The 14306-nt window shown below is 69.9% G+C and carries 21 protein-coding genes; 2 read left to right on the top strand and 19 right to left on the bottom strand.

Annotated features, from left to right (window positions below; translation table 11 throughout):
* Window positions 1-21: 21 nt before the first annotated feature.
* The 19 genes from rplR to HW130_RS07355 form a co-directional block, all read right to left on the bottom strand.
* Window positions 22-405 (bottom strand): 50S ribosomal protein L18, encoded by a 384-nt coding sequence (gene rplR / locus HW130_RS07445; protein ID WP_177148623.1) that lies wholly within the window; start codon window positions 403-405, stop codon window positions 22-24.
* A 3-nt stretch (window positions 406-408) separates the two neighbouring features.
* Window positions 409-948: a 50S ribosomal protein L6 gene (gene rplF, locus HW130_RS07440; RefSeq protein ID WP_018847495.1), complete on the bottom strand. Its 540-nt coding sequence runs from the start codon at window positions 946-948 to the stop codon at window positions 409-411.
* A 21-nt stretch (window positions 949-969) separates the two neighbouring features.
* Window positions 970-1368 (bottom strand): 30S ribosomal protein S8, encoded by a 399-nt coding sequence (gene rpsH, locus HW130_RS07435; protein WP_018847496.1) that lies wholly within the window; start codon window positions 1366-1368, stop codon window positions 970-972.
* Window positions 1369-1577: 209 nt separating this feature from the next.
* Window positions 1578-1763 carry a type Z 30S ribosomal protein S14 gene (locus HW130_RS07430; RefSeq protein ID WP_003956452.1) on the bottom strand — a complete coding sequence of 62 codons (186 nt, stop codon included), beginning with the start codon at window positions 1761-1763 and terminating at the stop codon, window positions 1578-1580.
* Between the two features lie 5 nt (window positions 1764-1768).
* A complete protein-coding gene (gene rplE / locus HW130_RS07425; RefSeq protein ID WP_177148622.1) occupies window positions 1769-2326 on the bottom strand; it encodes a 50S ribosomal protein L5 in 558 nt (185 codons plus the stop codon).
* Window positions 2326-2649 carry a 50S ribosomal protein L24 gene (rplX, locus tag HW130_RS07420; protein WP_177148621.1) on the bottom strand — a complete coding sequence of 108 codons (324 nt, stop codon included), beginning with the start codon at window positions 2647-2649 and terminating at the stop codon, window positions 2326-2328. The genes rplE and rplX overlap by 1 nt, the downstream gene beginning before the upstream one ends.
* Before the next feature lie 2 nt (window positions 2650-2651).
* Window positions 2652-3020 (bottom strand): 50S ribosomal protein L14, encoded by a 369-nt coding sequence (rplN, locus tag HW130_RS07415; protein ID WP_003956455.1) that lies wholly within the window; start codon window positions 3018-3020, stop codon window positions 2652-2654.
* 108 nt (window positions 3021-3128) lie between these two features.
* On the bottom strand, window positions 3129-3413 hold the full coding sequence (rpsQ, locus tag HW130_RS07410; RefSeq protein WP_039656223.1) for a 30S ribosomal protein S17: 285 nt from the start codon (window positions 3411-3413) through the stop codon (window positions 3129-3131).
* Window positions 3413-3637 carry a 50S ribosomal protein L29 gene (gene rpmC / locus HW130_RS07405; RefSeq protein ID WP_017949657.1) on the bottom strand — a complete coding sequence of 75 codons (225 nt, stop codon included), beginning with the start codon at window positions 3635-3637 and terminating at the stop codon, window positions 3413-3415. The genes rpsQ and rpmC overlap by 1 nt, the downstream gene beginning before the upstream one ends.
* Window positions 3637-4056, bottom strand: coding sequence for a 50S ribosomal protein L16 (gene rplP, locus HW130_RS07400; protein WP_017949658.1), 420 nt, complete (start codon window positions 4054-4056; stop codon window positions 3637-3639). The genes rpmC and rplP overlap by 1 nt, the downstream gene beginning before the upstream one ends.
* A 5-nt stretch (window positions 4057-4061) precedes the next feature.
* Window positions 4062-4889: a 30S ribosomal protein S3 gene (gene rpsC / locus HW130_RS07395; RefSeq protein WP_177148620.1), complete on the bottom strand. Its 828-nt coding sequence runs from the start codon at window positions 4887-4889 to the stop codon at window positions 4062-4064.
* Window positions 4889-5236: a 50S ribosomal protein L22 gene (gene rplV / locus HW130_RS07390; protein WP_009327087.1), complete on the bottom strand. Its 348-nt coding sequence runs from the start codon at window positions 5234-5236 to the stop codon at window positions 4889-4891. Before rplV ends, rpsC begins: the two co-directional genes overlap by 1 nt.
* 42 nt (window positions 5237-5278) lie before the next feature.
* On the bottom strand, window positions 5279-5560 hold the full coding sequence (rpsS, locus tag HW130_RS07385) for a 30S ribosomal protein S19 (protein ID WP_177148619.1): 282 nt from the start codon (window positions 5558-5560) through the stop codon (window positions 5279-5281).
* A 12-nt stretch (window positions 5561-5572) separates the two neighbouring features.
* On the bottom strand, window positions 5573-6409 hold the full coding sequence (gene rplB, locus HW130_RS07380) for a 50S ribosomal protein L2 (protein ID WP_177148618.1): 837 nt from the start codon (window positions 6407-6409) through the stop codon (window positions 5573-5575).
* 51 nt (window positions 6410-6460) lie between these two features.
* The gene (gene rplW, locus HW130_RS07375) at window positions 6461-6784 is read right to left on the bottom strand and encodes a 50S ribosomal protein L23 (RefSeq protein ID WP_177148617.1); all 324 of its coding nucleotides are present in this window, start codon (window positions 6782-6784) and stop codon (window positions 6461-6463) included.
* On the bottom strand, window positions 6784-7437 hold the full coding sequence (gene rplD, locus HW130_RS07370; RefSeq protein ID WP_177148616.1) for a 50S ribosomal protein L4: 654 nt from the start codon (window positions 7435-7437) through the stop codon (window positions 6784-6786). The genes rplW and rplD overlap by 1 nt, the downstream gene beginning before the upstream one ends.
* 5 nt (window positions 7438-7442) lie before the next feature.
* Window positions 7443-8087, bottom strand: a complete 645-nt coding sequence (gene rplC, locus HW130_RS07365) for a 50S ribosomal protein L3 (RefSeq protein ID WP_005313592.1) — start codon at window positions 8085-8087, stop codon at window positions 7443-7445.
* Between the two features lie 14 nt (window positions 8088-8101).
* Entirely contained in the window at window positions 8102-8410 is a 309-nt protein-coding gene (gene rpsJ / locus HW130_RS07360; protein ID WP_003948644.1) for a 30S ribosomal protein S10, read from the bottom strand.
* A 494-nt stretch (window positions 8411-8904) separates the two neighbouring features.
* Window positions 8905-9621, bottom strand: coding sequence for a YoaK family protein (locus HW130_RS07355; protein WP_177148615.1), 717 nt, complete (start codon window positions 9619-9621; stop codon window positions 8905-8907).
* A gap of 101 nt (window positions 9622-9722) precedes the next feature.
* Here HW130_RS07355 and HW130_RS07350 point away from each other — a divergent pair, with 101 nt between their 5' ends.
* Window positions 9723-11393 (top strand): RNA ligase family protein, encoded by a 1671-nt coding sequence (locus HW130_RS07350; RefSeq protein WP_177148614.1) that lies wholly within the window; start codon window positions 9723-9725, stop codon window positions 11391-11393.
* 2 nt (window positions 11394-11395) lie between these two features.
* Window positions 11396-14284: a poly(A) polymerase gene (locus tag HW130_RS07345; RefSeq protein WP_177148613.1), complete on the top strand. Its 2889-nt coding sequence runs from the start codon at window positions 11396-11398 to the stop codon at window positions 14282-14284.
* The last annotated feature ends 22 nt before the right edge of the window (window positions 14285-14306 follow it).

The following is a 14306-nucleotide window of genomic DNA, read 5'->3' as shown; positions in this document are numbered from 1 at the left end:
CCGCTGAGCTACGGAACCGGCTCAGAACTTCAGGCCGGCTTCGCGGGCGGCGTCCGCCAGGGCGGCGATGCGCCCGGCGTACTGGTTGCCACCACGGTCGAACACGACAGCCTCGACACCGGCGGCCTTGGCACGCTCGGCGACCAGAGCGCCGACCTGCTTGGCCTGCGCGGACTTGTCGCCCTCGCCACCCCGGATGGAGGTGTCCAGGGTCGACGCCGACGCCAGGGTGTGACCCTTGATGTCGTCGATGACCTGGGCGACCATGTGGCGGTTCGAGCGCGTCACGACCAGGCGCGGACGCTCGGCCGTGCCCGAGACCTTCTTGCGGACGCGGATGTGGCGGCGCTTGATGGCAGCAGCCTTGTAGGCCTTGCCCTTAGCGATCTTCACACCGTATGCCATGGCTTACTTACCCGCCTTTCCGACCTTGCGGCGGATGACCTCGCCCGCGTACTTGACGCCCTTGGCCTTGTACGGGTCGGGCTTGCGCAGCTTGCGGATGTTCGCGGCGACCTCGCCGACCTTCTGCTTGTCGATGCCCTCGACCGAGAACTTGGTCGGCGACTCGACCTTGAAGGAGATGCCGTCAGGCGCCTCCACCAGGATCGGGTGGCTGTAGCCGAGCTGGAACTCCAGGTTGGAGCCCTTCGCGGCAACGCGGTAACCGACACCGCTGATCTCGAGCGCCTTGGTGTATCCCTGGGTCACACCGGTGATCATGTTCGCCACCAGCGTGCGGGACAGGCCGTGGAGGGCCTTGTTCTGACGCTCGTCGTTGGGGCGGGTGACGTTCAGGACGCCGTCCTCACCCTTGACGATCTCGATCGGCGCGGCGACGGTGTGCGTGAGGGTGCCCTTGGAACCCTTCACGGTGACCGTGCGGCCATCGATGGTGACGTCCACACCGGCGGGAACCTGGATGGGGAGCTTGCCGATTCGCGACATGAGCTTTTCCTCCGTTCCCGACTACCAGACGTAGGCGAGGACTTCCCCACCCACGCCCTTCTTCTGCGCCTGCTGGCCGGTCAGGAGACCGTGGGACGTGGAGATGATCGCCACGCCCAGGCCGCCGAGAACCTTCGGCAGGTTGGTGGACTTCGCGTAAACGCGCAGACCCGGCTTCGAGATGCGCTTGATGCCGGCGATCGAACGCTCACGGTTCGGGCCGAACTTCAGCTCCAGGACGAGGTTCTTGCCGACCTCGGCGTCCTCGACCTTCCAGCCGGTGATGAAACCCTCCTGCTGGAGGATCTCCGCGATGTGCGACTTGATCTTGCTGTGCGGCATCGCCACGGAGTCGTGGTATGCCGAGTTCGCGTTCCGCAGACGCGTAAGCATGTCTGCGATCGGATCAGTCATGGTCATGAATTGGCCTTCGGCCTCTCTCGCCGGGGTTTCCTGTATGCGCCATCCCTCTCCCCACTCAGTGGCGGGACGGGTGCGGTGCGGGGACCTACGGCGTAGTAAGTCGGTCAGGGCGGCGGACGCCCAACCCTCCTAGCCTAAGCCATGGAGGAGTGGGCCACCGCCGACCCTTTACTTACCGAGAGACTCCGGTGTTCCCAAGTAGGGAACTACCAGGAGCTCTTGGTCACGCCCGGCAGCTCGCCACGGTGAGCCATCTCACGAAGGCACACGCGGCACAGGCCGAACTTGCGGTACACGGAGTGCGGACGGCCGCAGCGCTGGCAGCGGGTGTACGCGCGCACACCGAACTTCGGCTTACGAGCAGCCTTGGCAATCAGAGCCTTCTTCGCCATCTCGCTCACGCCTCCTTGAACGGGAAGCCGAGGTGACGAAGGAGGGCGCGGCCCTCGTCGTCGTTGGTCGCCGTGGTGACCACGGTGATGTCCATACCCCGGACACGGTCGATCTTGTCCTGGTCGATCTCGTGGAACATGACCTGCTCCGTGAGACCGAAGGTGTAGTTGCCACGGCCGTCGAACTGCTTGGGGGACAGACCACGGAAGTCGCGGATGCGCGGGAGCGCGAGCGACAGGGTGCGGTCCAGGAACTCCCACATGCGGTCGCCACGAAGCGTGACGTGGGCACCGATCGGCTGACCCTCACGCAGCTTGAACTGCGCGATGGACTTGCGGGCCTTGGTGACGGCCGGCTTCTGACCGGTGATCGTGGTGAGGTCGCGGATGGCGCCCTCGATCAGCTTGGAGTCGCGGGCGGCGTCGCCCACACCCATGTTGACCACGATCTTGACGAGGCCGGGAACCTGCATGACGTTCTCGAAGGAGAACTCCTCACGCAGCTTGCCCGCGATCTCCTCGCGGTACTTCGTCTTCAGACGCGGAGTGGTGGTGGTAGCCATCAGATGTCCTCACCCGTCCGCTTGGCAACGCGGATCTTGTTGCCCTCTTCGTCGAAGCGGTAACCGACGCGCGTGACGACCTTGTTGCCGTCCTTCTCCACGACGAGCTGAACATTGCTCACGTGGATGGGGGCCTCGGTCGTGACGATGCCACCGGTCTGCGAACCGCGAGCGGTCTGGCCGGCCTTGGTGTGCTTCTTGACCCGGTTGACACCCTCGACCAGGACGCGGTCCTCACGGGGGAAGGCCTGAATGACCTTGCCCTGCTTGCCCTTGTCCTTACCGGTGATGACCTGTACCAGGTCGCCCTTCTTGATCTTCATGCTTACAGCACCTCCGGCGCGAGCGAGATGATCTTCATGAACTTCTTCTCGCGCAGCTCACGGCCCACGGGGCCGAAGATACGGGTGCCGCGAGGGTCGCCGTCGTTCTTCAGAATGACGGCGGCGTTCTCGTCGAAGCGGATGTACGAGCCGTCCTGGCGGCGGCGCTCCTTGACGGTGCGAACGATGACCGCCTTGACGACGTCACCCTTCTTCACGTTGCCACCGGGGATCGCGTCCTTGACGGTGGCGACGATGACGTCACCGATGCCCGCGTAGCGGCGACCGGAGCCACCGAGAACACGGATGCAAAGGATCTCCTTGGCACCAGTGTTGTCGGCGACACGCAGTCGCGACTCCTGCTGGATCACGTCTATCTCCTGATTGTCTGCCGGTTCCCGGCGGGGGCTGTCCTCTTACGAGGGAAAGCCCCCACCGAGCCTGGCGGAACGAACTCGAAGGGTTACCCCTTCAAGCGATTACTTGGCCTTCTCGAGGATCTCGACGACGCGCCAGCGCTTCGTCGCGGACAGCGGCCGGGTCTCCATGAGGAGGACACGGTCGCCGACGCCCGCGGCGTTCTGCTCGTCGTGCGCCTTGAGCTTGTTCGTACGGCGGATGACCTTGCCGTACAGCGCGTGCTTCACGCGGTCCTCGACGGCGACGACGACGGTCTTGTCCATCTTGTCGCTGACGACCAGACCCTCACGGGTCTTGCGGAAACCGCGGGCTTCCTTGTTCTCAGTCACGTTGCTCTCGCTCATCAGGCGCTCTCCACCGTCTCGATGCCCAGCTCACGCTCACGCATCAGGGTGTAGATCCGGGCGATGTCCTTGCGGACGGCCTTCAGCCGGCCGTGGTTCTCGAGCTGACCGGTCGCCGCCTGGAAGCGGAGGTTGAACAGCTCTTCCTTGGCCTCGCGGAGCTTGGCAACAAGCTCCTCGTTGCCCAGCTCGCGCAGCTCGGACGCCTTGGTTCCGGCCGACATCACGCCTCACCTGCCTCGCGCCGAACGATGCGGCACTTCATCGGAAGCTTGTGAGCAGCGCGGGTGAGCGCCTCACGAGCAATCTTCTCGTTCGGGTAGGACAGTTCGAACATCACCCGACCGGGCTTGACGTTCGCGACCCACCACTCCGGGGAACCCTTACCGGAACCCATGCGGGTCTCGGCAGGCTTCTTGGTCAGCGGGCGGTCCGGGTAGATGTTGATCCAGACCTTGCCGCCACGCTTGATGTGGCGGGTCATCGCGATACGAGCCGCCTCGATCTGGCGGTTGGTCACGTACGCCGGAGTGAGGGCCTGGATGCCGTACTCGCCGAACGCAACCTGCGTACCACCCTTGGACATACCGCTGCGCTTCGGGTGGTGCTGCTTGCGGTGCTTGACCCTACGGGGGATCAGCATTTCGGTCAGGCCTCCGTTCCGGTGCTCTCAGCCGGAGCGGCGGCAGCGGCCTCGGCCTTGGGGGCCTCGGCAGCAGCAGCCTGCTGCGGCTTGCGACCGCGACCGCCACGCTCGCCACCGCGGCCACCACGGGCCGGGCGGTCGGCGCCGCCACGGGCCGGGCGGTTGCCGGCGCGGGCAGCAGCGTTCTCGGCGCGGACCTCGGCGATGTTCTTGACGTCGCCCTTGTAGATCCAGACCTTCACGCCGATGCGGCCGAAGGTGGTCTTGGCCTCGAAGAAGCCGTACTCGACGTTCGCGCGGAGCGTGTGCAGCGGCACACGGCCCTCGCGGTAGAACTCCGAGCGGGACATCTCGGCGCCGCCGAGACGGCCGCCACACTGGATCTTGATGCCCTTGGCGCCCGCCTTCATGGCCGACTGCATGCTCTTGCGCATGGCACGGCGGAAGGAGACGCGGGAGGACAGCTGCTCGGCAACGGCCTGGGCCACGAGCTGAGCGTCGACCTCGGGGTTCTTGACCTCGAGGATGTTCAGCTGGACCTGCTTGCCCGTGAGCTTCTCGAGGTCGCCGCGGATGCGGTCGGCCTCGGCGCCACGGCGGCCGATGACGATGCCGGGACGCGCGGTGTGGATGTCCACCCGCACGCGGTCACGGGTGCGCTCGATCTCAACCTTCGAGATACCGGCGCGCTCCATGCCGGACGTCATCATCCGACGGATGGCGACGTCTTCCTTGACGTAGTCCTTGTACAGCTTGTCGGCGTACCAGCGGGACTTGAAGTCCGTGGTGATACCGAGCCGGAACCCGTGCGGGTTTACCTTCTGGCCCATTACCGGGTTCCTTCCTTGCTGCTGACGACCACGGTGATGTGGCTGGTCCGCTTACGGATCCGGTAGGCACGGCCCTGAGCACGCGGACGGAACCGCTTCAGGGTCGGGCCCTCGTCCACGTACGCCTCGCTGATGAACAGCGAAGAGGCGTCCGTGTGGTCGTAGTTGTGCGCGGCGTTGGCAATGGCGCTGTCCAGCACCTTGCCGACCGGCACGCTCGCGGCCTGCGGGGCGAAACGCAGGACCGCCTGAGCCTCCGTGGCATCCATGCCACGGATGAGGTCCACCACGCGGCGGGCCTTCATGGGCGTGACGCGGATGTACCGCGCCTGGGCCCTGGCTTCCATGGTTGTCCCTTCGGTGTAAGTCATTAGTCGTTCCACCCCGCCTTAGCGGCGCTTCGACTTCCGGTCGTCCTTGACGTGGCCGCGGAAGGTGCGAGTCGGCGAGAACTCGCCGAGCTTGTGGCCGACCATGGACTCGGTGACGAACACCGGGACGTGGGTCTTGCCGTTGTGCACCGCGATCGTGTGGCCCAGCATGGCCGGGACGATCATCGAGCGACGGGACCAGGTCTTGATGACGTTCTTGGTGCCGGCTTCGTTCTGCGAATCCACCTTCTTGATCAGGTGGTCGTCGACGAAGGGCCCCTTCTTGAGACTGCGCGGCATCTAAACCCGCTCCTAGCGCTTCTTGTTCGTCTTGCGGCGGCGGACGATGTACTTGTTGCTCGCCTTCTTGGGAGAACGAGTACGACCCTCCTTCTGACCCCACGGGGAGACCGGGTGGCGACCACCGGAGGTCTTGCCCTCACCACCACCGTGCGGGTGGTCAACCGGGTTCATCGCCACACCGCGAACGGTCGGGCGAACGCCCAGCCAGCGCTTGCGGCCGGCCTTGCCCCAGTTGATGTTCGACTGCTCGGCGTTGCCGACCTCGCCGATGGTGGCGCGGCAGCGGACGTCGACCAGGCGGATCTCGCCGGACGGCATACGCAGGTGGGCCATCTGGCCCTCCTTCGCCAGCAGCTGCACGGAGGCACCCGCGGAGCGGGCGAACTTCGCGCCGCCGCCGGGCCGCAGCTCGATGGCGTGGATGGTCGTACCGACCGGGATGTTGCGCAGCGCCAGGTTGTTGCCGGGCTTGATGTCGGCGGCCGGGCCGTTCTCGACACGGTCGCCCTGGTTCAGGCCACGCGGCGCGATGATGTAGCGCTTCTCGCCGTCTGCGTAGTGCAGGAGCGCGATGCGCGCGGTGCGGTTCGGGTCGTACTCGATGTGAGCGACCTTGGCCGGCACGCCGTCCTTGTCGTGACGACGGAAGTCGATCACGCGGTAGGCGCGCTTGTGGCCACCGCCCTGGTGACGGACGGTCACACGACCGGTGTTGTTACGGCCGCCCTTGCTGTGCAGGGGGCGGACCAGCGACTTCTCCGGCGTGGACCGCGTGATCTCGACGAAGTCGGCGACGCTGGAGCCACGACGGCCCGGAGTCGTCGGCTTGTACTTGCGGATACCCATTGTCTCTCAGTCCTCGGAAGCTATTCCGAAATCTGGACGCTCCAGCCGCCCTCAGGCGGTCGGACCGCCGAAGATGTCGATACGGTCGCCCTCAGCAAGGGTCACGATGGCGCGCTTGGTGTTGGCGCGCTTGCCGAAACCGGTGCGGGTGCGCTTGCGCTTGCCCTGGCGGTTGATCGTGTTGACCCCGGTGACCTTGACCGAGAAGACCGCCTCGACGGCCTGCTTGATCTGGGTCTTGTTGGCACGCGGGTCGACGATGAACGTGTACTTGTTCTCGTCCAGCAGCGCGTAGCTCTTCTCGGACACAACCGGCTTGACGAGAATGTCGCGCGGGTCCGTGAAGGTCTTGCTGGTGATCGTGGCCTCGGACATCAGGCCTCGCTCCCTTCGGTGTCGTTGGCGGCCTTGGGGCCGGACACGAAGGACTCGAAGGCGGCCTGGGTGAAGACCACGTCGTCGGAGACGAGCACGTCGTACGTGTTCAGCTGGCCCGGCTCCAGGATGTGGACCTGGGGCAGGTTGCGGGCGGACAGCCACGCGGCCTCGTCGCTGCGGTCCGCGACCAGGAGCAGGTTCTTGCGCTCCGAGATCTTGCCGAACAGCGTCTTGGCGGCCTTGGTGGAGACCTCGCCCTCGACCACGCCGGAGACGACGTGGATACGCGAGTGGCGGGCCCGGTCCGAGAGGGCACCGCGCAGGGCGGCGGCCTTCATCTTCTTCGGGGTCCGCTGCGAGTAGTCACGCGGCACGGGGCCGTGGACGACGCCACCGCCGGCGAACTGCGGCGCACGGGTCGAACCCTGGCGGGCGCGGCCGGTGCCCTTCTGGCGGTAAGGCTTCTTGCCACCACCGCGGACCTCGCCACGCGTCTTGACCTTGTGCGTGCCCTGACGGGCAGCGGCCAGCTGCGCGACGACGACCTGGTGGATCAGCGGGACGCTGACCTTGGCGTCGAAGATCTCGGCCGGGAGCTCGACGGTCCCGGTCTTGTCGCCTGCGGGCGACAGAATGTCAATGGTGCTCATAGTCCTCAGGCCCCCTTGGCCGCAGTGCGGACCAGGACCAGGCCGCCGTTCGGACCAGGAACTGCGCCCTTGATGAGGAGCAGGCCCTTCTCCGCGTCAACGGCGTGAACGGTCAGGTTCTGGGTGGTGACCCGCTCGTTGCCCATACGGCCCGCCATGCGGAGGCCCTTGAACACACGGCCCGGGGTGGCGCAGCCACCGATGGAACCGGGAGAGCGGTGCTTGCGCTGGGTGCCGTGACCGGCGCCGAGGCCCTTGAAGTTGTGACGCTTCATGACACCGGCGAAGCCCTTGCCCTTGCTCTTGCCCGTGACGTCGACCTTGACGCCGGACTCGAACACCTCGGCAGTGATCTCCTGGCCCAGCGTGTACTCGCTGGCGTCAGGGGTGCGGAGCTCCACCAGGTGGCGGCGGGGGGTCACGTCGGCCTTGGCGAAGTGGCCCTTGAGGGGCTTGTTCACCTTGCGCGGGTCGATCTCGCCGAAGGCGATCTGGACCGACTCGTAGCCGTCGATGTCGTTCGTACGGACCTGGGTAACGACGCAGGGCCCGGCCTTGACGACGGTCACCGGGACGACACGGTTGTTCTCGTCCCAGACCTGGGTCATGCCGAGCTTCTCGCCCAGGACGCCCTTGATCTGCTTAGCCATCTCTTCCGCGCCTCTCAGAGCTTGATCTCGATGTCGACGCCGGCCGGAAGGTCCAGGCGCATCAACGAGTCAACGGTCTTGGGCGTCGGGTCGAGGATGTCGATCAGGCGCTTGTGCGTGCGCATCTCGAAGTGCTCGCGCGAGTCCTTGTACTTGTGCGGCGACTTGATGACGCAGTACACGTTCTTCTCAGTGGGCAGCGGCACCGGGCCTGCGACCGACGCACCAGTGCGAGTCACCGTCTCGACGATCTTCTTCGCCGAGGAGTCGATGACCTCGTGGTCGTAGGCCTTGAGCCGGATGCGGATCTTCTGTCCCGCCATGGCTACTCAGTAGTCCTTTGTCTAGTGAAACGCTCTGGAACTCGGCGAGTCCTGCTCTCTTCTCCGACCCACGCGGTCGGGCGTGTCGCACTCCCTCTACGAAGATCTCCCGAAGGATTTCCCAACCAAGGGGGCACGGGCCGAGACCGCGCATCGGGGGAAGAGCTCCCACCGAGTGCCTGGCCGGTACCCCGCTGACACTTCCCGGAAGATTCCCGTACGTCCGACCCGCGTGGGATCGACGAGTACTGTGGGACTCGCTTCCGGTCCTCCCGGCGGGAGGCGCGCAGCATCGGCACTCAACCGAGCAACCCGGACAGTCTGCCACACGCTCGGGGCCCGTGGCCAATCGAGCCGAAGAGATTACCCCGCGGGGGTTGCGTGTCAAACCGCGGCACGCGGTTCACTCCCTGGAAGCCCTTGACCGGGGCCGCTCGGCAGGGCTCCCGTCCGTGCCTGCCGCATCCGCCGCCACCCCTCCGGCCCAGCGCCTCTCAGCCCGGCTCCGAGGTGCGTGCCCCCGGAGCCATCCAGAAGCCGAGCCCCAGCACGAGGGTCAGCGCGGCCGGTACGGCCAGCACCACCGCGGGGTGCACCGACTGGCGCAGCAGCCAGGCTCCGGCCAGCGCGCCCGCGAACATCGCGCCGACCGAGACGACGCGGCGCCCCTCGGCCCGCGCGCCGGAGGGGGTCCGGGTGTCCAGCGCGAACGGCAGGCCCCCGAACAGGCCGGCCATCGCCCGGGTCGCCACCGTCGTGGGCATGTCCGGGACATGCACCCGCAGCATCGTCACGTTGCGCACGCCCATGGCGCAGGCCACGAGGGCGATCACCGCGAAGTGCGGTCCTGCGAGGGGCCCGCCCGTGGCCTCGACCCCGGCACGCCACGCGACCAGCACCGCGAGCCCCAGCAGCACCGCCTCCCCGGCGAGCGCGGCCACGAACCACCTGCGGCCCCGCGCGTCGACGGCGGACTCGACCGTGGAGCCGGCGACGGCGCCCAGCGCGAACCCGGCCAGCGAGACGGCGGCCACCGCCGGGGACAGCCCGCCCTCCCCTGCGACGGCGAAGCCGAGGAAGAGCACGTTGCCCGTCTGCATCGCGGTGAAGACCGGCCCCAGGGCGAGGAAGCTGACGGCCTCGACCGCCCCGGTGGCGAAGGCCAGCACGACGAGGGTCGCGCTGAGGGCGGGCCCCGGTTCGGGTCTCATACCGGGACGATACGGTCGCCCCGCAGGGAAAACCCGTCGAAGCACGTCGGGGCGCACACTTACAGTGACCGCGCAGCCGCTGTCACGGGGGAACGGTCACCATGCGTACGCACTATCCGAGGACACGACATCTGCCCTGGTCACCAGGGGCGACCGCAGACGATGTGCGGGTCACCGACCTGCGCGGACTACTGGGGCGCGAGGTCGTCGTCACCGAGAAGCTCGACGGCGAGAACACCACGCTGTACCGCGACGGTCTGCACGCCCGGTCCCTCGACTCGGCTCACCACCCCTCCCGGGCCTGGGTCAAGGCGCTGCACGGACGCATCGGACACGCCGTCCCCGAGGGCTGGCGGGTGTGCGGCGAGAACATGTACGCCCGGCACTCGATCGCGTACGACGACCTGGACGGCTACTTCTACGGGTTCTCCGTGTGGGACGACGAGGGACGCTGCCTCGACTGGGACCGGACGGTGGCGTTTCTGCGGGACCTCGGCATTCCCGTGCCGCGCGTGCTGTGGCGGGGACTCCTCGACGAAACCGCCGAGCGGGCCGAGCGGGCGCTGCGCGCACTGAGGCTCGACCTCACGCGGCAGGAGGGGTACGTCGTCCGGACCGCCGAGGGGTTCCCCGCCGAGGAGTTCGGCCTGCACGTGGCCAAGTGGGTGCGTGGCGGTCATGTGCAGACCGGTACGCACTGGATGCACGCGGCCGTCGTGGCGAACGGGCTCGGCCCGAACGCGCCGCTGTGGGCGGTGCGTTCGGGCGCTCCCGCCGACGCGGCGGCACTGGCCGCCGCGCTCGGGGTGCCCGGCGGCGACGCGGCGGCCCTCGGCAGGCTGGAGGTCGCGGGCGTCACGGGCGACGCCCGGCTCTCGGGCGTCCTGGCCGCACTGCTGCACGGCAGCCGGCGGGCGTGGCTCGCGCCCGAGCTGGCCGCGGTGCTCGGCATGCCGCTCGCCCGGCGCGTGGCGGACCTCGTCGGGCTGGCCCCGGCGCTGCACCGGCCCTATCCGGACGAGGACCGGCGGGCCGGTCTGGTGCGCATGTCGTACGCCGCCGACCTCGGCGTCCTGCACGCCGTCGCCCGGGCGACGGCCCCGAGCGCCGAGGCGCGCGAGCAGGTGGAGTGGTCGGCGCTGCACGCCGAGGACGCCGCACCGATCGCAGAGCTGGCCGAGGTGTTCGCGGACCTGGAGCCGGACGCCGCGGCCCGCTGCCGGGCCGAGGCGCGCGAGGCGTACGCGCTCGGGCGGATCGGCTCGGCCGAGGAGGCCGTCGCGGCGACCTGGCAGTGGCGCGCCGGCGACTTCCCGAAGCTCGTCCAGACCGTGGGCCCTGCGGGCAGCGGCAAGAGCACGTTCGCACGGGGCCTCGCCGGGGTGGACGCGTACGTCTCGCTCGACGACCTGCGCGAGGCCCGCGGTTCCCGCGCCGATCAGAAGGCCAACGCGGAGATCCTGCGCGCGGGGCTCGACCGGCTGGACGCCGCCCTGGCGGCGGGCGGCACCGCGGTGTGGGACGCGACCTCGCTCAACCAGCAGCAGCGCTCCCTGGTGCACGCGGTCGCGCGGCGCCGTGACGCCCTGGTCACCCACGCCGTCGTCCTCGTCGGCGAGGACGAGCTGGTCCGGCGCAACGGCGTGCGGGAGCACCCGGTGCCGCCTGCCGTCCTCGCCGCCCAGTTGCACCGCTTCGGCCCGCCGTATCCGGGCCAGGCGCACCGCACCTGGTACATCGGGGCGAGCGGGACGATCGAGGAGGAGGTGTAGCGGTGCGTACCAGCGAGGAGATCTACCACCGGGTGCGCTGGGACGCGCGTTTCGACCCGGCCCGCTTCGTGATCGGCGTCCTGCAGCGCGGGGCCGCGCCGGGGCGCGTACCGCTGCCCGCGTTCGTGCCCGGCGGCGACATCCCCTGGCACCGGGTCCTCTTCTTCGAGGCCGACGGCGAGGTGGTCTGGGACCGGACCTCCGGCGTGGACCGGATGGACGACACGGACGCCGGGCGGGTGCGCGAGGCGCGCCGGCTGCGGGCGCCGTTCTTCGCCGCCCGGACGCCGCACGTGTGGGACGGCGCCGACTGGGTGCCCGCGCGCACGCCCAAGGGGGCCGTGCGCACGGGCCGCCTGCGCGTGCTGACCTGGAACACCCTGTGGGACCGCTACGACGCCGGCCGCATCGACACCGCCCTGCGCAGGCCGCTGCTGCTGGCCGCCCTGCGCGAGGCCGACGCCGACGTCATCGCGCTCCAGGAGGTCGAGCCCCGGCTGCTCACGATGGTGCTCGGCGAGCCCTGGGTGCGCGAGGCGTACACGCTGGGCGCCGATCCGGGTGCGCGGGACGTCGACGAGTGCGGTCTGCTCCTGCTGAGCAGGCTGCCCGTACGGGAGGCAGGGCACCACGAGCTCGGCTCGCACAAGGCGGTGACCGCGCTCGTCGTGGAGACGGGAGCGGGGCCGGTCACGGTGGCCGCGACGCATCTGAGCAGCGACCACTCGGACGACGGCGCGGGGCGGCGTGACACCGAACTGGCAAGCATCGCCGAGGGGTTGGCGTCCCTGGACGGCGACGTCGTCCTGATGGGCGACTTCAACGACGGTACGGACGCACCGGCGGCGGCACTCGGGATGCGCGACGCCTGGAGCGAGGCCTGCGGCCGGAGCGACACGACGCCCACCTTCGACCCGGGCGTCAATCCGCTGGCCGCGGTGTCCTCGCTGACCGGGCGGGCCTCCCGGCTGGACCGCGTGCTGCTGCGCGCGGAGGCGCTGCGGGTGCGGGAGGCCGCGCTGCACGGCGACACGCCCACGGCGGAGGGCCTGTACATCTCGGACCACTACGGCGTACGGGCCGACCTGGATCTCGGGGGCGAGGAGTCGGCCGAGGTGCTGGACGTACGGGCGACGGCCCGTACGGCGCTGGCGTGGATCCCGCCGCGTGAGGTCTGGCCTGCGCTGCAGGAGATCCGCGCGGACCACGACCCGCAGATCCGCCGCTGGCCGCCGCACGTCAACCTGCTCTTCGGATTCGTGCCGGAGCATGCGTTCGAGCAGGCGGCCCCGCTCGTCGCGGCGGCGGTCGCGGCGAGCGCGCCCTTCGAGGCCCGGCTCGCGGGCGTGCAGTGGTTCGGGCACCGCGACGACGCCACGGTGTGGCTGGACCCGGCGGCCGGCGGCGAGGAGCCGTGGGCGGCCCTGCGGGAGGCGCTGGCCCGGCGGTTCCCGGGCTGCCGCGGCCACCGCGAGGGCTTCACCCCGCACCTCACCCTGGGCCGGACCACGGACCCGCACGCCCTGGCCGCCGAGTGCACCGCCCGCCTCGCCCCGATGCCGGTGCGCGTCGGCGAACTGGCGCTTCTCTCGCGCCGGGGCGCCGAGCCGATGCGGGTCCGGGCGACGGTGTCGCTGGGCACCGGCGAGGTGCGCTGGACGCCGGAGGAGGCGGACGCCGCGGACCCGGCCGGCGGCCCACGCCACTCCCCCGCGGCGGCCTCCTCGACGGAGACGAAGGACGACACGGTGCCCTCCGCTGGGCCGGCCGAATCCGCCGACGACACCCCGCGCGCCGCCCGCGTCGCGGAGCGCGTGGCGGACGCGCTCGACGACGGTGTCGTCCACGTGGTGGGCTCCCGGCGCATGGGCTGCGCCCTGCCCGGCGCGGACCTGGACCTGGTGGCGGCGCTGCCGGGCGATGCCCGGCTGGAGGACGTACGCGCCCGGCTGGCGGCGGCGCTGCCCGAGGCGGCGGACGTACGGGAGGTGGTCGGTGCCCGGGTCCCCGGTCTGCGCACGGACGTCGGCGGCCTGACCGTGGACCTGGTCGTGGTCCCCACCGGCGCGGCCGACCCCGCCACCGCCGTCGAGCACCGCAGGGAACTGGGCGCGGCGGCGGCGATCGCGCTCAGCGCCGTCAGCGACGCCGAAGCGGTCCTCGCGCTGGCCGGCGACCGCCGGGAGGCGTTCGCCCGGCTGGCCCGGGAGGTCAAGGCGTGGGCCAAGGCGCGCGGCCTGGACTCGGCGCCGTTCGGCGGGCTGCCCGGGCTGGCGTGGTCCCTGCTGGCGGCCGGTACCGTCCGCGAGGCGGGCGACCTGCCGCCCGCCGAACTGCTGCGGCACTTCTTCGCGACGTGGGCGGCCTGGGACTGGCGCGAACCGGTGGTCGCGTCCGGTGCGGGCGCCCCGGACCTGCCCGCGGGCGCGCCCCGTGCCGGCGCGCCGGACCTGCCCGTGGTGATCCTGACTCCCTCCGAGCCGGTACGCCCGTGCAGCGACCAGGTCACACCGGGCATGCGCGACCTGCTCACCCAGGAGCTGTTCCGCGCCTGGGAGGTCCTGGAGCAGGGTCCCGCCGGCCTGCTGTCCACGCCTCCGCTGCACCGCCGGCACGCGGCGTGGGCGGTCGTGACCGTGCCGCCGGGTCCGGCCGAGGGCCGGGTACGGGGCCGGATGCGCGCGCTGCTCACCGAGCTCTCCGAGGCGTCCCCCGACGTCCACGCCTGGCCCCGACCGTTCGGCTGGGACCCGCTCCGCCTCGCGATCGGACTGGGCGCCACCCCGCCGGACCGGGACGTGCTCGAACGGATCGCGGACCGGTGGCTGCGGGGGCTCGCCGGTGTGACGCTGACGCGCGCCGAGGGCGGGGACGTGCCCACGCTGCGCTGACCGCCGGAGAGCGGCGAAGAGC

The sequence above is a fragment of the Streptomyces sp. PKU-EA00015 genome, from assembly GCF_013387495.1.
GTDB lineage: Bacteria > Actinomycetota > Actinomycetes > Streptomycetales > Streptomycetaceae > Streptomyces.
The sequence above is the reverse complement of the archived record's forward strand: the minus strand, read 5'-3'. Positions and strand labels throughout refer to the sequence as shown.